General features: G+C 41.2%; 21 protein-coding genes. 16 read left to right on the top strand and 5 right to left on the bottom strand.

Features of this window, described 5'->3' with window-relative positions; genetic code table 11:
* Nucleotides 1-73: 73 nt before the first annotated feature.
* The 3 genes from JZO85_RS08880 to JZO85_RS08890 are packed head-to-tail and all read right to left on the bottom strand — an operon-like array spanning nt 74 to nt 2,954.
* On the bottom strand, nt 74-778 hold the full coding sequence (locus JZO85_RS08880; protein ID WP_207108153.1) for a hypothetical protein: 705 nt from the start codon (nt 776-778) through the stop codon (nt 74-76).
* A gap of 59 nt (nt 779-837) precedes the next feature.
* Complete coding sequence (locus JZO85_RS08885) at nt 838-2,274, bottom strand: sensor histidine kinase (RefSeq protein ID WP_207108154.1); 1,437 nt, start codon at nt 2,272-2,274, stop codon at nt 838-840.
* Nucleotides 2,271-2,954, bottom strand: coding sequence for a response regulator transcription factor (locus tag JZO85_RS08890; protein ID WP_207108155.1), 684 nt, complete (start codon nt 2,952-2,954; stop codon nt 2,271-2,273). Before JZO85_RS08890 ends, JZO85_RS08885 begins: the two co-directional genes overlap by 4 nt.
* Nucleotides 2,955-3,312: 358 nt before the next feature.
* On the opposite strand from JZO85_RS08890, the gene glpO reads away from it, so the two are divergent.
* The 7 genes from glpO to dhaM all read left to right on the top strand — a co-directional run bounded on the left by glpO (nt 3,313) and on the right by dhaM (nt 10,101).
* Entirely contained in the window at nt 3,313-5,124 is a 1,812-nt protein-coding gene (glpO, locus tag JZO85_RS08895; protein ID WP_207108156.1) for a type 1 glycerol-3-phosphate oxidase, read from the top strand.
* A gap of 18 nt (nt 5,125-5,142) precedes the next feature.
* The gene (gene glpK, locus JZO85_RS08900) at nt 5,143-6,651 is read left to right on the top strand and encodes a glycerol kinase GlpK (RefSeq protein WP_207108157.1); all 1,509 of its coding nucleotides are present in this window, start codon (nt 5,143-5,145) and stop codon (nt 6,649-6,651) included.
* A 96-nt stretch (nt 6,652-6,747) separates the two neighbouring features.
* Nucleotides 6,748-7,470, top strand: coding sequence for an MIP/aquaporin family protein (locus JZO85_RS08905; RefSeq protein WP_207108158.1), 723 nt, complete (start codon nt 6,748-6,750; stop codon nt 7,468-7,470).
* A gap of 59 nt (nt 7,471-7,529) precedes the next feature.
* Nucleotides 7,530-8,057 (top strand): GNAT family N-acetyltransferase, encoded by a 528-nt coding sequence (locus tag JZO85_RS08910; RefSeq protein ID WP_207108159.1) that lies wholly within the window; start codon nt 7,530-7,532, stop codon nt 8,055-8,057.
* A gap of 47 nt (nt 8,058-8,104) precedes the next feature.
* Complete coding sequence (dhaK, locus tag JZO85_RS08915; RefSeq protein ID WP_207108160.1) at nt 8,105-9,088, top strand: dihydroxyacetone kinase subunit DhaK; 984 nt, start codon at nt 8,105-8,107, stop codon at nt 9,086-9,088.
* A gap of 73 nt (nt 9,089-9,161) precedes the next feature.
* Entirely contained in the window at nt 9,162-9,740 is a 579-nt protein-coding gene (gene dhaL, locus JZO85_RS08920; protein ID WP_207108161.1) for a dihydroxyacetone kinase subunit DhaL, read from the top strand.
* Entirely contained in the window at nt 9,733-10,101 is a 369-nt protein-coding gene (gene dhaM / locus JZO85_RS08925; protein WP_207108162.1) for a dihydroxyacetone kinase phosphoryl donor subunit DhaM, read from the top strand. The genes dhaL and dhaM overlap by 8 nt, the downstream gene beginning before the upstream one ends.
* 115 nt (nt 10,102-10,216) lie before the next feature.
* Here the strand turns inward: dhaM and JZO85_RS08930 are convergent, their stop codons facing one another.
* Nucleotides 10,217-10,909 carry a DUF2461 domain-containing protein gene (locus JZO85_RS08930; RefSeq protein ID WP_207108163.1) on the bottom strand — a complete coding sequence of 231 codons (693 nt, stop codon included), beginning with the start codon at nt 10,907-10,909 and terminating at the stop codon, nt 10,217-10,219.
* Nucleotides 10,899-11,753, bottom strand: a complete 855-nt coding sequence (locus tag JZO85_RS08935) for an RNA polymerase sigma factor (RefSeq protein WP_207108164.1) — start codon at nt 11,751-11,753, stop codon at nt 10,899-10,901. The genes JZO85_RS08930 and JZO85_RS08935 overlap by 11 nt, the downstream gene beginning before the upstream one ends.
* A gap of 195 nt (nt 11,754-11,948) precedes the next feature.
* Between JZO85_RS08935 and JZO85_RS08940 the strand changes: the two genes are divergently transcribed.
* The 9 genes from JZO85_RS08940 to JZO85_RS08980 all read left to right on the top strand — a co-directional run bounded on the left by JZO85_RS08940 (nt 11,949) and on the right by JZO85_RS08980 (nt 20,590).
* Nucleotides 11,949-12,323, top strand: coding sequence for a GntR family transcriptional regulator (locus tag JZO85_RS08940; protein WP_207108165.1), 375 nt, complete (start codon nt 11,949-11,951; stop codon nt 12,321-12,323).
* Nucleotides 12,323-13,168 carry an ABC transporter ATP-binding protein gene (locus JZO85_RS08945; RefSeq protein ID WP_207108166.1) on the top strand — a complete coding sequence of 282 codons (846 nt, stop codon included), beginning with the start codon at nt 12,323-12,325 and terminating at the stop codon, nt 13,166-13,168. Before JZO85_RS08940 ends, JZO85_RS08945 begins: the two co-directional genes overlap by 1 nt.
* A gap of 1 nt (nt 13,169) precedes the next feature.
* Nucleotides 13,170-13,826 carry an ABC-2 transporter permease gene (locus JZO85_RS08950; RefSeq protein WP_207108167.1) on the top strand — a complete coding sequence of 219 codons (657 nt, stop codon included), beginning with the start codon at nt 13,170-13,172 and terminating at the stop codon, nt 13,824-13,826.
* A gap of 305 nt (nt 13,827-14,131) precedes the next feature.
* Nucleotides 14,132-16,903, top strand: a complete 2,772-nt coding sequence (locus JZO85_RS08955; RefSeq protein ID WP_207108168.1) for a sigma-54-dependent transcriptional regulator — start codon at nt 14,132-14,134, stop codon at nt 16,901-16,903.
* A gap of 80 nt (nt 16,904-16,983) precedes the next feature.
* Nucleotides 16,984-17,403 carry a PTS sugar transporter subunit IIA domain-containing protein gene (locus JZO85_RS08960; RefSeq protein ID WP_207108169.1) on the top strand — a complete coding sequence of 140 codons (420 nt, stop codon included), beginning with the start codon at nt 16,984-16,986 and terminating at the stop codon, nt 17,401-17,403.
* A gap of 25 nt (nt 17,404-17,428) precedes the next feature.
* On the top strand, nt 17,429-17,899 hold the full coding sequence (locus JZO85_RS08965; RefSeq protein ID WP_207108170.1) for a PTS sugar transporter subunit IIB: 471 nt from the start codon (nt 17,429-17,431) through the stop codon (nt 17,897-17,899).
* Nucleotides 17,900-17,919: 20 nt separating this feature from the next.
* The gene (locus JZO85_RS08970) at nt 17,920-18,708 is read left to right on the top strand and encodes a PTS mannose/fructose/sorbose/N-acetylgalactosamine transporter subunit IIC (protein WP_207108171.1); all 789 of its coding nucleotides are present in this window, start codon (nt 17,920-17,922) and stop codon (nt 18,706-18,708) included.
* The gene (locus JZO85_RS08975; RefSeq protein ID WP_430732913.1) at nt 18,692-19,519 is read left to right on the top strand and encodes a PTS system mannose/fructose/sorbose family transporter subunit IID; all 828 of its coding nucleotides are present in this window, start codon (nt 18,692-18,694) and stop codon (nt 19,517-19,519) included. The genes JZO85_RS08970 and JZO85_RS08975 overlap by 17 nt, the downstream gene beginning before the upstream one ends.
* 15 nt (nt 19,520-19,534) lie before the next feature.
* A complete protein-coding gene (locus tag JZO85_RS08980; RefSeq protein WP_207108172.1) occupies nt 19,535-20,590 on the top strand; it encodes an SIS domain-containing protein in 1,056 nt (351 codons plus the stop codon).
* The last annotated feature ends 14 nt before the right edge of the window (nt 20,591-20,604 follow it).

Genomic DNA, 20,604 nt, shown 5'->3' on the forward strand with positions numbered 1-20,604 from the left:
TGGCACTTTATTGTATTAACGTTTTCGATCTATTTTCCAATTGCTCCGATTTTATCTAGTAAGTTCTTACATGCTAATAACAATGTCCGCCTCGGCCTCTTTGTCCGCCGGCACCTGATCCATCGCGTAATCCGTGATGTGTTCCAGCACGACCAGCACCATTTTGCTGATTTTGTCCTGCTTGTGGAGTATAAGTACTTGGTTGAATAGCAGAATTTTCGCTATTTTGTTGTCCGCCGCCCACATTTTGATCATAAAGTGCAGTCTCATTATTGGCTTGCTGATTAGCCCCAGCTTGACCATAATTGTCTCCACTACCATAACCATTCCCGGCGAATTGTTGTGGATCTACAGCATCAGTGTTTTGCTGTCCATATTGATTCCCGGTGCCGTCTTGTGGCTGTACAGCGTAATTTGTCGCTTCAGCGGCATTCGGCTTCGGCTGTGGAGTGTTTGTGGTGGCGTTGTCTTGCTTTTCCTCATAATTTGGACAATTAGGAATTCTTGGTCCGTTCGCTTGTCCAGTGCCATCCTGTTTTCCATTTCCGTAGCCGTTCTGTGCACCCGTTCCATTTCTTTGATCAAAGCCGTTCAAAATATGATTTTGACGCAATGGACAATCTTCTCTAGGCGCTTTGTAAATATTATTGATCGTACAATAGCGTAAATTTTGAACACCTTCTCCAGAAACAGCAGCATCCGCACGTAAAGTCGCGAAGCTAAGCATTCCAATAAAGAGCAAAGCTGCGGAAGTCATTCCCTTTTTATGCTTCATCATAAATGATCTCCTCCTTTTCAACTATAGTATAGGAAGAGAATGTGTCAAAAGTATGGCAATTAAAAAGAAGGAAGAAAAATTTTGATTGTGAAATGTTCTTCATCAGCCTCTGCCGTAATTTGACCATGATGGCGGCGAATGACCTGTTTTGCAATCGACAAGCCAAGTCCAGTCCCATTTTTGTAGTTCTGGTGTTGACGATGGAAAGAGTCGAAGAGATGATCCGTATCAGGTATTGGAGCAAGCAGCTGATTAGAAAGGGAGATGTTCAACGTTTCCTCCTCATTTGAAATAACGAGTCTAATCACAGATTTTTCAGGGGAGTACTTATTGGCATTATCCAGTAATATCTTGATCACTTGAGTAATGCGCATGTAATCTCCATCGATCATTTTAGGCTGCGTAAGCTGATTGATTAGCTGCACAGATTGCTCCTTATCACTAAAAACGATTCGATAACTTCGCAACGCGTCGTTAATACAGTCTAAAGGATTGACCAATTCCTTTTGCAGCTGAAACTCCGTAGACTGCAGACGGCTTAGCTCTAATAGATCGTTGACGAGCCTTTCTAGATTTGTGCTTTCCTTTAATAACTGTTGTAGATACTCTGTTTCTTCTGCGCTGCTTAGATACCCATCATTCATTGCTTCTAACGAACTTTTTATTACCATGACAGGTGTTCGAAGCTCATGAGAGATTTGCGAAAGAAAGTCTTTCTCTGATTGTTCCTTGCGTTCTCGAGCGGATTTTGCCTCGGCTAATCGTTGACTTAGTAGAGTGAGCTGGTCTCCAAGTTCCTGCAATTCATCCTTGGTCTGAATAGAGAGTTTCTCGTGATAGTTTTCTTTTGTAAGCTCCCCGGCATAATTTCGCATAGTTTCAATTGGTCTGACAAAACGCTTAGATAAACGCCAGGCAAGGATACTTGCAAGGATGACAGCCCCAAGAAGACTGATTAGCAGCATAAAATAGCCAGATAATTGATTTTTATGAATAGCATCTACTTTTGAATACATCAGCACAACACCTTTGACTGAGCCTTCAGACAAGATAGGAGTGGCAATCGTTAGTTCTTGTAATTGAAAAAGATTTCTTTTTTTTGTCACTTGTGTTTGTTTGCTGGCAAATGTTTTCGCCATAATGCTCTTAGCTTCATCAGGAGGGCTTTCCTGGTTGATTGAATCCTCGTGATGATAATTAATGATCGTGTTCATTTTTGAATCCAGTACCCAAACATTCTCACCAGCTATTTGATTGATAAAGCGCAAAAAGGCGCCATATCCGCCACCGCCTCCTTTTTGGCCTGTGCGAGATCCATTAGTAAAATAATCTGAAAGGGTGGCGCTAATCAATTCACTTCGATGCGTCATTTCCTCCTGATGCAGATCCTCTGTTTGTTTCGCGAAAAGAATGCCGAAGAAAAGAGCACTCATTGTAGCAAAAATCAGTAATAAGCCCACAAATTGCTGGATCAGTCGAATCGTAATTTTTTTCATGTGGATTCCTCGATTCGGTAACCTTCGCCCCAAACAGTCTCGATCTGCCAGTCACTAACGCCAGCTTTTTTCAATTTTGCCCGCAAACGCTTAATATGGCTATCTACTGTGCGGCTGTCACCGTAATAATCGTAACCCCAGACAGTGTCTAGCAGATTGTCGCGAGTAAAGACTTTGTTTGGATATTTTGCAAATAAAACCAGTAATTCAAATTCCTTTTTAGTCAATTTGAGTTCTTTATCCTGGACGACAGCTTGACGATTTTCCAAAAGCAGGCGCATCGATCCTAAAGTCAGCTGCTTTATCATAGATTCTTTCTCAAAATCAATGCGCCGCATAATCGCCTTGATTCGATACAAGACTTCTTTTGGTGAAAAGGGTTTAATGATATAGTCGTCCGCACCTACCTCTAAACCTAAAATACGATCTGCATCCTCCGATTTAGCCGTGATCATAATGATGGGAACCGTAGATTTTTCACGAATTTGTTGGCAAATCTCAAACCCATTTACATGCGGGAGCATGATGTCCAATAAGATAAAATCGACGGGATGACTGTCAAAGTAAGGAAGTGCATCTTTACCGTCATAAACAACATCTGTCTCATAACCAGCTTCCTTCAAGTAACGATTCAAAACATCCACGATTTGTGTGTTGTCTTCGATGATCAATAGTTTCATATCGGGCCTTCCTTTCAAAAGGGTGTCTGTCTATTCATTATATCGCAACTCTTTCATGGAAGGAGTCCCAAAAAGAAAATAGGATAAGATAGCGTAGTCTCTGTACAAATACATAATCATATAAGAAAATATCCGCGATTTATTGCTAAAAAAATAAGGTAAGCAAAATAAGACAGTCTTTCGCGGCAATTGAGCAATAATTTACAATCCAAATTTTTTGAAAGCGTTTTTTGTTATGATACACTGATTTTGTAAGTTCGATTAAAGCTATTCTTCGTATAAAAGGGGATGTTTATTTCAGAGCTCATTATTCGATTCAACCAACCGATTTATTTAAAAAGGAATGAGGTGTTTATCTATGTTTTCTTTTCGAGAACGATCGAAAATGATTCAAAATTTGGAAGATCAAACCTTTGATTTAGTAATCATTGGCGGCGGAATCACAGGAGCGGGAGTCGCATTGCAGGCAGCGGCTTCGGGTCTATCTGTCGCGTTAGTAGAAATGCAGGATTTTGCTGAAGGGACATCTTCCAGATCTACGAAATTAGTGCATGGGGGATTACGCTATCTAAAAACCTTTGATGTAGAGGTTGTAGCGGACACAGTAAGCGAGCGGGCGATTATTCAAAGCGTTGCGCCGCATATTCCGAAAGCGGATCCAATGATTTTACCGATTTTTGATGAACCAGGTTCCACCTTCAATATGTTCTCTGTAAAAGTAGCAATGGATCTTTATGATCACTTAGCAGGGATCACCGGCGGTAAATATGCCAACTATATGCTGTCGAAGGAAGAAATTTTAGAACGAGAACCGCAGTTAGAATCAGAAGGGTTATTAGGTGGAGGCGTTTATCTAGACTATCGTAATAACGATGCTCGTTTAGTAATTGAAAATATCAAGCGAGCAGTCGAAGATGGTGCCATCGCTGTTAGTCGTATGAAGGTTGAAGAAATTGATCATGACGAGCAAGGAAAAGTATCCGGTGTAAAAGCCAAAGATTTATTGAGTGATCAAACAATCACCATCAAAAGCAGACTAGTGATCAATACTGCTGGACCATGGTCTGATTTTGTCAATAAGCTGGACGATAAAATCGACCACAAGCCTCACATGAGACCAACCAAAGGTGTCCATTTAGTTGTAGATGGCGAAAAGCTGAAGGTTCCTCAACCAACGTATTTTGATACGGGTGAAAATGATGGTCGAATGATTTTTGTTATTCCTAGAGAAAGCAAAACCTATTTTGGTACGACTGATACGGATTATCAGGGAGATTTCAACCATCCAACCGTCGAGCAAGAGGACGTTGACTATTTATTGAAAATCGTTAATCTTCGTTATCCTGAAGCAAATCTGACAATCAATGATATCGAAGCTGCGTGGGCAGGGTTACGACCTCTGATTAGTAATGCAGGCGGCGATTATAACGGAACGAAAAAGGAAAAAATCAGCGATGAGAATTTTGAGAAAATCATTCGCGCGGCTGGAGACTATGCCAATGGAAAACAATCCCGTCCGGAAGTAGAAAAAACAATCAGTGATGCGGCAAAAGAAGAACCGAAAGACAATCCATCGGCTGTTTCACGCGGCAGTGATTTGACTATCGCAAAAGATGGCCTTTTGATTCTATCTGGCGGAAAGCTGACGGATTACCGTTTGATGGCCACTGGGGCAATGAAGAAAATTATTTCTTTATTGTCTGACAGTAATTTTAAATTGATCGATTCTGAAAATTATCCAGTCTCTGGTGGAGAAATCGATCCAAAAAATGTCGATGAAGAATTAGCGAAAATTGCTAAAAAGGGTGAAGAGCAGGGCTTAAGTGCGGAAGACGCGAAGTTCTTAGCAGAGCTTTATGGATCAAACGCAGAAAAAGTTTTTGCCTTGAAGGATCAAGGGCCATTTGAAGGTCTCTCATTGGCAGAGTCTATGTCGTTACGCTACGCCATGGAGGCTGAGATGACGCTAACACCGGTCGATTATTTATTACGCCGGACAAACTATATGCTGTTTATCAGTCACCGCTTAATGGAAATTAAGGATGCAGTGGTTGATGCTATGGCAGACTATTTTGATTGGGAGGCTGAAACGAAGAAAAGCTATCAATCACAATTAGAGCAGCAAATCAAAGAAACACAATTAACGGATTTAAAAAAGCACCAAATATAATATAAAAGGAGTGGGAACATGGAGTCTTATATCATGTCAATCGATCAAGGAACAACGTCAAGCAGGGCAATCGTTTTCGACAAAGCTGGTAAGGAAGTAAGTTCATCACAAAAGGAATTTACACAGCATTTTCCAAAACCAGGCTGGGTAGAACATGATGCAAATGAGATTTGGAATTCTGTTCAATCAGTTATCGCAGGTGCGCTAATTGAAGGTGGACTGAAACCAGATCAAATTGAAGGGATCGGAATTACCAATCAACGTGAAACAACAGTCATTTGGGAAAAAGAAACCGGACATCCAATCTACAATGCTATCGTCTGGCAATCCAAACAAACTAGTGATATCGCCGATGAATTGAAAGAACAAGGCCACTCAGAAATGATTCAAAAGAAAACTGGGCTATTGATTGATTCCTATTTCTCAGCAACAAAGGTGAAATGGATCTTGGATCATGTTGAAGGCTCACGCGAACGGGCGAAAAACGGGGAATTACTATTTGGAACAATTGACACCTGGCTTGTTTGGAAGCTGACGGGCGGAGAAGCTCATGTTTCTGATTACACCAATGCCAGTCGGACGATGATGTACAATATTTATGATTTGAAATGGGATCAAGAAATTTTAGACCTTTTGGATATTCCAAAAGAAATATTACCGGAAGTGAAATCCAATTCAGAAATTTATGGACATACGGCAGACTATCATTTCTACGGAAATAAGGTGCCAATTGCCGGTATGGCGGGGGACCAGCAGGCAGCATTAGTTGGACAGTTGGCCTTTGACAAAGGAATGGTTAAAAACACCTATGGAACGGGTGCCTTTATTGTCATGAATACTGGGGAAGAACCAATTCTTTCTGAAAACGGATTATTGACGACGATCGGATACGGCATCGACGGCAAGGTCACCTACGCATTAGAAGGAAGTGTTTTCGTTGCAGGTTCTGCAATCCAATGGCTGCGTGACGGCTTGCGGATGTTCCAAAAGGCACCACAGTCAGAAGACTATGCAAAACGGGTAGACAGCAGTGAAAATGTTTATGTCGTTCCAGCCTTCACCGGACTAGGTGCACCTTATTGGGATCAGCAGGCACGTGGTGCGATCTTCGGATTGACTCGTGGAACAACAAAGGAACATTTCATTCGTGCCACCCTTGAATCATTGGCTTATCAAACGGCGGATGTGGTGAAAACAATGAACAAGGATTCTGGTACAGATATCAAGCTATTGCGTGTTGATGGCGGCGCGTCGAAAAATGATCTATTACTGCAATTCCAAGCAGATATTTTACAGACACCAGTAGAGCGAGCTCCATATCTTGAGACAACAGCCTTAGGTGTGGCTTATCTAGCTGGTCTGGCAGTAGGATATTGGAAAGATGTTGATGAAATCAAAAAATTCGCTTCTGATGGTCAACGTTATGAACCAGAAATGGATAAAGAAGTGACAGACGATCTTTATAAAGGCTGGCAAGAGGCCGTTCAAGCGACGATGCAATATAAACATCAACCAAAAGAAAAATAAGGCAATCAGTCAGCTGCACAACGCAACTAAATTTTTATGAGAGAAAAAATTTATTGTGCAGCTGACATAGCACCAAAAATTAAAGGGGATGAGTTTATGGACACGAGTATGTCAACGCAGGTTATTGGAGAAATTATCGGAACAATGGTCTTAGTATTATTAGGTGATGGTGTCGTGGCAGGTGTAAGCTTGCGTAAAACCAAAGCGGAAGGTGCGGGCTGGATCGCCATTACATTAGGCTGGGGCGCTGCCGTTACAATTGGAGCTTATGCGGCAGGCTACATGTCATTTGCACACCTGAACCCCGCAGTGACGATCGGTATGGCAATTGCTGGAAAGATTGGTTGGGACATGGTCGTTCCATACATTTTAGGTCAAATGATCGGTGCGATCATCGGTGCGGTTCTGGTCTATATCCATTATTACCCGCATTGGAAGGAAACGAACGATCAAGCGGCGATACTAGGTGTATTTTCTACAGGTCCGGCAATCCGCAGTCTAGGTGCCAATCTGATCAGTGAAATAATCGGAACCTTCATGCTGGTATTCGCTTTATTAGCGTTTGGCATGAGTAAATTTGGGGACGGATTAAATCCGATCGCTGTGGGTATTTTGATTTTAGTTATTGGATTGTCTCTGGGCGGTACGACTGGTTATGCGATCAACCCAGCTCGAGACTTAGGTCCGCGAATCGCTCATGCTTTCTTGCCAATTCCCAATAAAGGCGGTTCTGATTGGGGCTACTCTTGGGTTCCAGTTGTAGGTCCAATTATTGGCGGTATATTAGCCGCATTGTTGTTTATGATCTTACCAATGTAAATCTTTTGGGGTAATAGAAATCAGTCTATTACCCTAATGTGCTTTAAACATAAAGTAAAATGAAAGGGACGAAAACAATAGAAACAGAACGACTAATAATTAGAAAATTTGTACCAGGTGATTGGCCGGATCTGTTAGAGTATCTGTCAGATCCACGCGTTGTTAAATATGAGCCTTACGGACCGATCAATCAGCAGCAGAGTATTGAAATCGCTCAAAGTCATAGCGAGTCTGATGAATTCTGGGCGGTTTGCTTGAAGAATAAGGTAATCGGAAACATCTATCTTGAGGAGGTTGTTCAGGATAGCTGGGAACTGGGCTTTGTCTTTCATTATGACTTTCAGCATCAAGGCTATGGCTATGAGGCTGCTTCGAGGCTGATCGATCAAGTTTTCGCACAAGGAGCTCATCGGATTTTTGCGGAGTGTCATCCGGATAATCAGGCTTCTTGGAGGTTATTAGAAAAATTAGGATTCAAAAGAGAAGGGCATTTGCGAAAGAATCTCTTCTTTAATAAAGCAGAGGATGGCACACCAATCTGGCAAGACACACTTGTCTATGGATTGCTTAGAGAAGAGTACACGTAAAAACAATATAAAGGAAAAAACTTAAGAGAACTGAGGAGGAAGTGCAAGTGAAAAAAATAATCAATGATCCGAAAAATGTTGTAGAGGAAATGGTCAGCGGATTGGTTGGCGCTTATCCAGATTATGTGAAGCAGGTCCCTGAAACATTAGTTGTTGCCCGCAGTGATGACTTTGATCAAGTTGCTTTAGTCAGCGGCGGCGGCAGCGGACATGAGCCCTCTCATGCTGGCTTTGTCGGCGATGGGATGTTGAGTGCGGCCGTTTGCGGACAGGTCTTTACTTCCCCAACGCCAGATCAAATCCATGAAGCGATCAAAGCCACGGATAAAGGAAAAGGAACCTTGATGATCGTTAAAAATTACTCAGGTGATGTCATGAACTTTGATATGGCTAAGGATTTGGCTGAAATGGATGATATTGAAGTAGATTCTGTATTAGTCGATGATGATATCGCAGTTGAAGACAGCACCTATACACAAGGCCGCCGCGGAGTGGCTGGAACGGTGTTGGTTCATAAGATTTTAGGTGGTTTAGCTCGTGAAGGAAAATCGGTTTCTGAACTGGCCGGCTATGGAAAAGAGTTAGTCAAAGATATTAAAACAGTCGGAATTGCTTTGTCTGGAGCAACTGTTCCGGAAGTAGGCAAGCCTGGTTTTATTTTAGCGGACGATGAAATGGAATTTGGTGTCGGTATCCATGGCGAGCCCGGCTATCGTCGAGAAAAAGTTAAACCTTCTTATGATATCGCAAAAGAGATTATTGGCAAGCTAAAAGCAGAATTCAATTGGCAAAAAGGCGATAAATACGGTCTGTTTGTCAATGGTATGGGTGCTACTCCATTAATGGAACTGTTCATTATGTTTAATGATGCAAAGAACATTCTTGCTGAAGATGGAATCGAGCTGACATTCAATAAAGTCGGCAATTATATGACATCGCTTGAAATGGCAGGAGCATCCATCACGATGATCAAATTAGACGAAGAGCGCTTACGTTTATTAAATGAGCCTGTTCACACGATTGCTTGGTAAAAAACTAAGCTTTTGAGCTGGCTAAATTAAAGGAATCGCAAGCTGAAGAAAAGAGTATTCAAGGAGGCCCACTATGTTTACACCAGAAAATTTGCGCAAAACGTTGGAACTATTCAATGAAAAGATTCAAATCAAAAAGGACTATTTAAGCGAGCTAGACACACCAATCGGTGATGGCGACCATGGAAACAACATGGCTCGAGGCATGGATGCGGTGATGGCGGCGGATCTATCTGGAGAATTACCGGATATTTTTAAAGCGACCGCGATGGCATTGATCAGCAAGGTTGGTGGAGCATCCGGTCCTCTTTATGGAACGGCTATGATGGAAATGATGAAGGCCAGCAAAGAGTCAAGTGAGCCTGAAATACTGTTGAACGCGGCTATCGCCGGAATCGAAAAACGCGGAAATTCAACCGTTGGTGAAAAAACGATGTTAGATTTATGGGTACCGGCAGTAGAAAATTTGAATAACGGTACTTTAAATCCAGCTACACTAGAAATATTAGTTGAACAAACAAAAAATATTAAAGCGACCAAAGGCAGAGCTTCTTATGTCGGCGAACGTTCGATTGGCCATATTGATCCAGGTGCGATGTCGTCTGCGTATTTCTTTGAGTCAATGATTGAGGCAGGTGTTTTCAGTGACTAGAGGTGTTGTGTTAGTTTCACATACGAAAGAAATACCAGAAGGTCTGAAGCGATTGATCGGCGAAGTCGCTAAAGGAGTACCTGTAACTACAGCGGGAGGCCTAGAGGACGGCGGCGTCGGAACTTCAATGGAGCGAATTTCCCAAGCAATCGAAGAAAATTCGGCAGATGAGTTGTTAGCTTTTTATGATTTGGGCAGTGCAAAAATGAATTTGGAAATGGCCATCGAAATGACAGACAAAAAAGTGACACTGTTTGATACAGCTTTGGTCGAAAGCGCTTATACTGCTTGTGCATTATTGGCGGCCGATGCAGAGGAAGCAGAGATTGAAAAGCAATTAGCTGAGTTAAAAATAAAATAAACTTTTACAGAATTCGCTTACCATATTTAAAGTCTTTTTGAAAATACTTAACAAAAGTAAAGTCGAACGCTTATATTTCTATCGATTACGATAGTATATGAGCGTTCGACTTTTCTTATTTACGTTCTGGAAAATGGAAATCCACTAGCGCCGTATTTAGGAACTGATTGAATTCTTTCATTAATAGAAATTTTTCGACGGTTTCAGTGATAAAGTTATCTGACGTGAGAATTTCCTGATCAGTCAAAGAAAGCTCCAAATACATGCTCTTGTATTTTAAGAACTCAGCAACAGGCGAATCCGCATAAGCTTCATATCCCCGCGGCATCCGTTTTAATTGCTTACCCATTACGCGATAATATTTCTTAAAAGTGGGGTTTTCGATGATCGATAGAAATTCTGCTTCGCGTTCCAACAGTGCTTGACGAATAAGCTCAGTAGCTTCTGAAAACATATCCGCAAATAGTCCGCCGCCTAAAAAAGATTGGTTGTTTGGTTTTAGGAAAAGGAAATAGCCGCAGGGAATCGGCAGCTTGCCCTTGGGACCGATATGTGCCCGCAAAACGGAATTATAAGGTGCTTTATCATGACTAAAGCGTGTATCGCGGTTCAGTTTAAAGGTTAGATTTTTTGCTGGAATCAGCGGTATTTCTGGATCTTTCTCATGAAGCGCCTGTGACAAGGCATCTACTAATTGATTAAACGCTTCAATAACTGTCGTTCGTTCTTGCTTTGTTTCATGGAACCAATCTCGGTTATTATTCTTTTCCAAATTAGATAAGTAATCAAACATTTTTTCATATGTCATAGACCGTATTCTCCTTCGTTAATTCTGATAACTGCTTTGATACCAATAATTCTTTTAAAAACTGCTGAGGATCAAACGCGGACTGATAATGAGACAGTGCTTCAAATAGAAGCGTTTGCTCATCTAGATACTCCATATTGCTTTTCTGTTGAAGAATCTCTGCTTGCTCCAGCTGTATCATGGTTGAATAGTCGAGCCGCGATGGCTGAACCCGCTTCTGCTGAAGAGCGAAGGGGACTCTTTTTTTACAGTCGCATCTCCCACCAGCAAGCCCACAGTTGGTCTCTAAAAAATTCCCCATTTTTTCGCGGATTCGGGAAAGCCTTTTTCGATAAGCAGCGGGAGTCATCTGTAGGAGTTCACCCGCGAATTGACTGTTCATTTTGAACATCGTTCCTAAAATGAAGAGACAACGATCTTGTGGAGTCAAGCATTGAAGCATGATGTTTGTACACGAGAGTTTCAATTCTTGAGCTAGCTCATCTTGCTCGATTTCATTGAAGGACTCATCATAAGCTGGTATAGGTCGCTCAAGGTCTTTTTGCATAACGTCAAAAGTCAACTGTTCCCGAAAGGTACGCTTTTTTTGATCGTTTATTAAATGATTGATCGCAATCCGGTACACCCAGGTACTGAAACGACTTTGCTGTTTAAAGGAGGAGAGGCTTGAAATAGCTTTTAACAAAATCTCTTGCGTAGCATCCTCAGCGTCAAAGACATTTCCTAACATCCGCAGGGAAAGATTGAACACGCTGTCTTTTACTTCATTTAGCAACTCTGTCAAAGAGTCAGCATCTCCATTCAATGAAGAGTGGACGAATCGTTTCTCTTGGTCGATATCCATTTTTTAACCTCCTTTATTAATTAGACAAATTAAAACAGTAAGTGTGACAGGAAATTTAATTTTCTAGCTCTATTTTGGCAGATCCTGTTCTGTCTTTCTATAAAATGTTTCAAATGATGGTGGGGAATCGCTTCATTTCAATATTGACAAACTGATATATACTGTTATACACTGTTTATGAAGAGGTGGATTCTCATGAAACTAATTATTCAGCACTCGTCAATGACCCCCATCTATGAACAGTTAGTAGAACAAGTAAAAGCGGCGATCATTCAGGGAGAATTGAAAGAGAACGATTCATTGCCATCTGTACGAACTTTGGCGAAAGAACTGAAAATCAGTGCACTCACAGTAAAAAAAGCCTATGATGCTTTGGATCAAGAAGGAATGATTACAACTGTACATGGGAAGGGAAGCTTTGTTTGCGGAGTAGATCCATCGTTAAAGTGGGAAGAGCAGCTTAAAGGAATACAGGATGAGCTTGAAGGAATTATCACGAAAGCACGTTTGGTTGGATTAAGTGATCAAGAGTTGAAGGAACTTATGGAACTAATACTGGAGGAATCATAATGCTTACACTAAAAAATGTAAAAAAAGACTATCAAGATTTCAGATTAGACTGTTCTTTGACACTTCAGAAAGGTGAAATCGTTGGTTTAGTTGGACGAAATGGTGCAGGAAAAAGTACCGCTTTTAAAATCGCTTTGGGGTTAGTTACTCATGAGGGAGGAACAGTAGAACTTTTCGAAAAACCGATTCATAAAGTTACTGCCAAAGATCGACAACGTTTAGGCGTTTCATTAGCAGATTCGAGCTTTAATGAGTTTTTTTCCATTAAGGAAATTATTTCGATGCTTAAAAATTTTTACCCTCAATTTGAAAAAGCTTTTTTTCTGGAGAAATGCATTGAATTTCAGCTGCCTTTAGATAAGCCGCTAAAAGAATTTTCCACTGGCATGAAGGCTCGTCTAAATATTTTAGTGGCGATCAGTCATAATGCAGAGCTGCTGATCTTAGATGAACCAACAGCCGGTTTGGATGTTATTGCTCGTGGAGAAATCTTAACCCTGCTGCAAGAGTATCTGGAGCAGGATGAATCTCGCAGTATTTTGATTAGCTCGCATATTTCAACGGATTTAGAACAACTTTGTGATTCCTTGTATTTTATTGATCAAGGAAAAATCGTCCTTAATGAGGATACTGATGTATTATTGGATGATTATGGTATTTTGAAATTAACGACCGATCAATATTATGAACTGGATAAGGCGCATATTGAAAAGGCACTACCTGCTAGCTTCGGTTATCGCTGCTTAACGAAGCAACGACGGTTCTATCATGAAAATTATCCAGACATTGTAATAGAAAAGGCCAATATCGATGAAATCGTCCTTATGCTGATGGGAGGGAATTAGAATGAAAGGTTTATATATTAAGGATCTCCGCTTGCTCGCAAAGCAAAAATTATTCTTTTTGGCGATCATTTTTCTGACTGTGATGAACGCTTATAATCTCGAAAGTTTGTCGATTGTTCCATCATTGATGCTCTTTTTCTTTGTAACATTGATTTTTACTACAGTTACTTATGATGAGATGAACCATGGATTGACTTTTCTATTTACTTTACCAATCTCTCGAAAAAAATATATTGTCCAAAAATACTCGTTGGCAATTATCGGTTCGATTGTTGCTTTATTGTTATCGATAGCAATAGTTTTTATTATGACTGGAATTCAAGGAAAGTCGGTCAATCTTGAAGCCTTCAGTATTATATTGTTCAGCCTTTTTATCGCTGGTTTGTTCTATATCAGCTTGATGATGCCAATATATTTTAAGTTTGGGGAAGAAAAGAGCAGAATGATTATGATTCTCGTGATGGGTGTAATTTTCTTTTTCGCTTTCTTAGGAAGATCATTGGTTGAGAGACTTAGCATTGATATCGACATGATTTTACAACGTATCACTAATGCACCGCTATGGCTGATGTTGGCAGCAGGAACAACAGCTGCAGGGATTCTATGTATTCTTTCCTATTTTCTATCATTTAGAATCCTTGGAAAGAAAGAGTTTTAGCAGCACATGGAGTCAACAAAAAGTTTAGGAGTGATCATTTTGAAGATGATTACTCCTATTTTTTTAACAATTTTAAGGCAGCTTCATTGATGGTACTGTTTCATCAACACTTTCTTCAACAGTTCAGGAAGGCCGCTAAACTGTTGAAGCTGATCGAAATAGTCTGTACAGAATCACGAATCAAGCTACGGACAGTGTCTGGCATGCTTATTGCCTAATAATATAGTAAGAAAGCTGTTGAAAAGGAAAAACTAGGATTGACTTTATATTTGCTTTTTTTATTATAAAGAGAAGGGGGAGATGGCATGAAAGAAGAATTATTGAATTATTTAAAAAATCAAACCGCTTTTCTCAATTTAGAGGACCTTAGCGAATTGTTCACCGCTTCTAAGCTCGCTGAAATTTTTAGCGTAAAAAGAAATACGGTGAGTCAGTACTTAAATCAGCTGACCGAAAGCGGGGAACTTGTAAAAATAAATTCTCGTCCAGTCTATTATTTTCATAAGGGGGCCTTTGAAAAGCAATTTTTTAGCTTGAGGGCAAATTATTATGAAAGCGTTCAGACGATTTTGTCGGAACAGCCAATGTTTGGTAAGGAGCAGGACTTCTTTTCTTTGCTGATCGGGCATGATAAAAGCTTGAATCGCGTCATTGAGCAGATCAAGGCAGCTCTCAATTATCCGGATGGCGGCTTGCCGGTTTTGATCAATGGTGAAAGCGGGACGGGAAAGAGCTATTTGGTCAAGCTAATTCATCACTATTGTATTCAAAATGAGCTTCTGCCCGAAGATGCCCCATTCATTACGTTAAATTGCGCGCAATATGCCAATAACCCCGAGCTGTTGACCAGCAATCTCTTTGGAAGCGTGAAGGGTGCCTATACCGGGGCCGAGTCGGATCGTAAAGGCGCTTTTGAAGCAGCCGATGGCGGGATTTTATTTTTGGATGAGGTCCATCGTTTAAATGCTGAAGGGCAGGAAAAATTATTTACTTATTTGGATCAAGGAGAAATTTATCGAATGGGGGATACTGCTCATCCGATTACTGTAAGTACGAGGCTATTTTTTGCGACGACGGAGGAGCTGACTAGTAATTTTCTGAATACGTTTATTCGACGGATTCCTATCCAAGTAACTATTCCTTCATTACAGCAAAGGGCCAGGAATGAACGCCTGGAATTGATTTATTCCTTCTTAATCAACGAGCAGGTGAAAATCAAACGACAACTGATGATTACTGGACAAACCCTTGAATTGTTAGCAAGCGGAAGCTTTAAAGGGAACATCGGTGAGTTAAAAAATATTATCAAGGTAATGGCAGCACAGGCCCTTTCCGAAGCCAATGATCAGCAGCAAATCAAGCTGACGATTTATCACCTGCCTGAATCGTTACTCTCTGCAAGCAGTCAGAATCTGCAGACCTCGTTGCCAGAAGAAGTGGTGATCACAAGTGAGTCCAGATTAGATAACTTGATGCTGGCAAATACTCAAAGTCAAAAAAGAGTGGAAGATTCATTTACTAAAGTGATTCTGGAATATCAGAAATCTCAAGGAGAGCTGACTGATTGTCACTTGAAGCTAAAAGAAATCGTGGATCAATTGTTCGACTATCTGCTTTTTGAAACAGATCGCCAGCAAAAGCATGAGATGCTGCTGTACTTAACACAGTATGTTCGAGAAACCTTTCGGCAAATGGAAAGTGCTTACCAGGTCAAGTTCAACGGAAACAGTGTGTATGCTGTCGGCTATTACTTGTTCCAAAGAGGCTCTAATCGCTGGCTATCAGAGGACATTCAAATCATGGAGCTGATCCGTCAGCTGGAACGACAGATATCCGAGGCCTATCCAGCGAGTTATCATTATGTGGAGCGTATCTTGGAATTGTGCCGCCCAAAAATAGATATCGAGGTATCAGCAATGGATCGAATCGTTTTGACCTTGTATTTGAAGAAAGCGGATTGGACGAAGGAACAGGGTATGGCGAAAGCCGTAATCGTCGCTCATGGCTATGCGACTGCCAGCAGTATTGCCAATGTGGCGAATCGTTTTTTAGAAAATGATATTTTTGAATCGTTTGATATGCCTTTAGATGTAACTCCTCAGCAAATCGCCGAAGAAATTTTGGATTATAGCGAAAACAACGACATCTCTAATGGGCTGGTCATTCTGGTAGATATGGGCAGTCTCAAGGAAATTTATCAATATTTTCCAAAACAAATCAATGTTCCAATCGTGATTATGAACAATGTGACGACACCGTTAGCGATTGCTATCGGAGAAAATATCAAGCATCAGCGCACCTTGAATGAGCTGGCAAGTAAATCAGCGGCTGAAGCCGTTTTTGATTGGGAAATTATTTATCCTGAGGAAAATCGAACCAAAGCATTATTGACGACTTGCCAAACGGGGATTGGAACAGCAACCCAGATTTGCCATTTACTCGAAAAAAGTCTGCCCAGCACATGTGAATTAAAGATATTGCCATATGAATATCGCGTATTGGAAGAGAAAAAATCAGAAGAGACTGTCTTTTCTGTCTATGACGTGCTAGGGATCATCGGAACAGATGACCCGCTGATTCCAGAAATGCCTTACCTGTCCTTAGAAGAGCTGATCTCAGGAGATGAACAGAAGGTCTTGACTGAATGGTTAGCCCCAGTGATGACCGCAGAAGAAAATCAGATTTTCAATAGGAATGTGATCCGCAATTTTTCTCTGGAGAAGGTGATTGATTCTGTCACGATCCTGGATACGGATAAGGTCATGAGTGAGATCGATCTATTTATGCGGGATTTGGAGTTAGCTGGGAGAATCCAGCTTTCTAACGCTAAGAAGCTGGCGCTGTATGTTCATGTCAGCTGTTTAATCGAGCGTTTGATTCGAAATGTTCCGATTGAAACCTATGAGGGTTATCATGATTTGTATCAGTGTCAAAAAGACATGCTGGAAATTATCAAACAAGCTTTTAGTGTCATTGAAAAGGATTATAGTGTCACGATCCCTGATTCTGAGATCGCCTACATTTTTGATATTGTCTATAAGAATGCAGATACCACGATGAAAGATGAAGAATTTTAAAAAAGCAAGCGGTGCGCCACTAAAGTTGGCACACCGCTTGCTTTTATTTAAGTGTAGAGAAGATTGAGAGGTGAAAAGTAGTGGAAAGAATGCTGGTTCTAGCATCACATGGGAAGTTAGCGTCAGGAATCCATTCTTCTTTGGGGCTGATCTGCGGAAACCCTATCAAGATCGAAACGTTGGATTGCTATTTGACCGAAGGCTTTGATTTAGAAAAAGAAGTAAATGGCCTGCTGGAGCGTTACCGTGAGTATGAATTGGTTGTCGTAACGGACTTATTCGGCGGCAGTGTGAATAATGAGTTTTTAGCACATATGGATCGTTCAAATTTTTATTTAGTTGCAGGGATGAACTTGCCATTTCTGGTTGAATTGGCCATGCAGCTCAAGAATGCTGAATCACTTCCTCAGCTGATTGAAGCATCACTGGAAACATCAAAGCAGACGATTCAATTTTGCAATCAATTAATTAGCGGCGAAATAGAAGAAGAGGAATTTTAAAGCAATAGAAAATGGAGGGATAAAAATGATTTTATTGACAAGAGTGGATCATCGGTTACTTCATGGGCAAGTGGCATTTTCATGGACGCAAGGTTTAGGAGCAGACTGCATTCTGATTGCAAATGATGATGTACCAACAAATGAGCTGCGCAAAACCACTATCAAGCTGGCAAAACCGCAGGGCGTAAAATTAGTGATCAAAAATATTGAGGATTCCATCGCAGCATTGCAAAGCGGGGTAACAGATAAATATAAATTATTTATCGTAGTGGAATCAATTGCTGACGCAAAAAAATTAGCCGATGCATATCCCCACATTCAAAAAATCAACTTAGGCGGAATCAAAGCCAAAGAGGGCACGCGGAGCATTGGAAAAGCAGTCAATGTTTTGCCTGAAGAGGAAGTTCTGCTGAAGGAATTGGTGGACCAGGGTTTGGAAGTAGAGATTCGACAAGTTCCGACAGATAAAAAAGTGGCTGTTACTGAAGTTCTTTAAAAAAGAAAGGTTGAAAAAATATGCTCATTCAAGCAATTTTACTTGGGTTAGTTGCATTTATCGCTCAGTCTGAGTACGCATTAGGCACCTCCCTTTTGTCTCGTCCAATTGTTACAGGTTTATTTACCGGAATCGTATTAGGCGATATAAAGGCTGGAATTATTATGGGAGCAACATTGGAATTAGCATTCATTGGTTCTTTCTCTGTAGGAGCAGCGATTCCTCCAGATGTTGTTACAGGCGGCGTTTTAGGAACGGCCTTTGCCATCACGGCTGGTGCCGGGACAGAGACAGCGTTGCTGCTGGGCTTGCCAATTGCGACGCTGACATTGATTTTGAAAAATATCTATCTTGGAATTTTGATTCCAATCATGAACCAAAAGGCTGATAAATACGCTGAAGATGGGAACTACAAAGGGGTCGAACGGATGCATTTAACGGCCGGCTTCGGCCTTTCCTTGATGCTGGGCTTAGTCGTTATGATCTCATTTATGGTAGGCAGTAAAACAATCGGTAATTTATTGGACATGATTCCTGACTTTATTCAGCATGGACTGTCAGTGGCTACTGGTTTGATCCCAGCACTAGGATTCGCGATGCTGGCGCGTCTTTTGATCAACAAACAAGTTGCTCCATACTTCTTCTTAGGCTTTGCTCTAGCTGCCTACTTAGAAATTCCGGTAACTGGAATCGCGATTTTTGGAGCAATTGTAGCGGTAGTTGTGGTGAATATTATGAATGTGCGCGGTGGGCAGAATAATAGTGCTCAAACTTCAACAGGGGAGGTAGTTGATGATGATGACTTCTAATGAGAATAATGAGTTGAAAATCACTAAGAAGGATTTGAAGAAGGTATTTTGGCGGTCCTTCCAAATGGAGTTTTCCTGGAATTATGAACGTCAGATGAATCTTGCTTATTGTTACGCGATGATCCCGATTTTGAAGAAGCTGTACAAAACGAAAGAAAGTATGGCTGGGGCGTTGAAACGACATTTGGAATTCTTTAATACTACACCGCATATCGTGACCTTGATTTTAGGGATCAACGCGGCGATGGAAGAGGAAAATGCGAATGACGCCAATTTCGATGTTTCAACCATCGATAATATCAAAACATCATTGATGGGACCACTGGCAGGTATTGGTGATTCATTCTTCTGGGGCACCTTGCGCCTGATCGCTACGGGGGTAGGAACTTCTCTAGCCATGCAGGGAAACATCTTGGGACCCATCTTGTTCGTCCTGATTTTTAATACTCCTCACTTGCTATTCCGTTATTTTGGAACCTCTTGGGGGTATAAGCTGGGGACAGGATTCTTAAAGAAAATCCAGGAAAACGGTATGATGGGCAGCTTGACGTTAGGAGCGTCAATCATCGGGCTAATGGTTGTTGGCGGAATGACTGCATCAATGATCGATATTAATATCCCGTTGAAAATCGGCTCTGGGGAAAATGCCGTGACCGTTCAAAGTATTTTTGATGATATCGTACCAAGAATCTTGTCGCTTGGGGCTTTCGGAGCAGTATTCTATCTGCTTAAAAAGGAAGTAAAGGCGTTGACGATTTTACTTGGCTTGGCTCTTTTTGGAATCCTTGGTTCATGGATCGGCTTCTTTTAGAAATGGAGGGATAAGATGGCAGCAATGACCATGCTTGATTATATCAATCAAGAGCAGGAAGCATTAACAAAAATTTTAAACGACTATGATTTCTCAAGTGATCATAAACTGGCAAAAATGAACACCGTGACGATTCTCGCTACAGGCTCCTCCTATAATGCTTGCTTGTCCGCCAAGCTGGCGTTTGAAAGGATCGCTGATGTCACTATTGTAATTGAAGAGCCGTACAATTTTAACCATTACGGCCGGCTGATCAGCGGAACTGACACAATCATCGGTGTTTCTCAAAGTGGAAAAAGTGCATCGACGATTGATGCCATGAAAAAATTCAGTGATCGTAACATTCAACAGCTTGTCTTAACTAGTGACTTAGAAAGTCCGATCGCTCAAGTAGTTGATCAAGTGCTCGATTTGAATATGGGAATCGAAACAGTCGGTTTTGTCACTAAAGGATTTTCAGCAACCTTATTACAGCTGATGCTGCTTGCGATTAAAGTGGGGATTTCAAAGAACCTGATCGATGAACAGCGATTATCCGAGCTGACACAAGAGCTGCAGGAAGCAATCAGCCAGATTGAAACGGTCATCAATAAATCCAATGCCTTTTTTGAACAGCAAGAGAACCTATTAAAGCTGGGCGGCCGATTTGTCGCATTAGGCTATGGTCCAAACTGGGGAACAGCGAAGGAATTTGAGACGAAGTTCACAGAAACTGTTCGGCGTCCGAGTCAAGGCTTTGAGCTGGAGTCCTATATGCATGGTCCTTACTTAGAGGCTGATTGGGCGCATACATTATTCTTCATTGAGACACCTAGTGTGAATCAAAGCCGGTCACAAGCACTGGCGGAGTACATGGACAGCTATGTTGGAAAAGTGTTGAAGATAACGACGGATAAAAGTGCTGACAAGGATGTTCTGGGCTTAGATGTCACTCTTTCGGAGTGCTTCTCTCCATTACTATTAATTATTCCATTCCAGCTGCTGGCCTATCGTACAGCTACGGCAAAAGGAATTGATTTGAGTAAACGGATTTTTGATGATTTTGACTCAGTTTTAAAAAGCAAAATATAAAATTTAAGGAGTTT

Origin of the sequence: Candidatus Enterococcus murrayae (assembly GCF_017315985.1) — a bacterium.
Taxonomy (GTDB): Bacteria; Bacillota; Bacilli; order Lactobacillales; family Enterococcaceae; genus Enterococcus_A; species Enterococcus_A murrayae.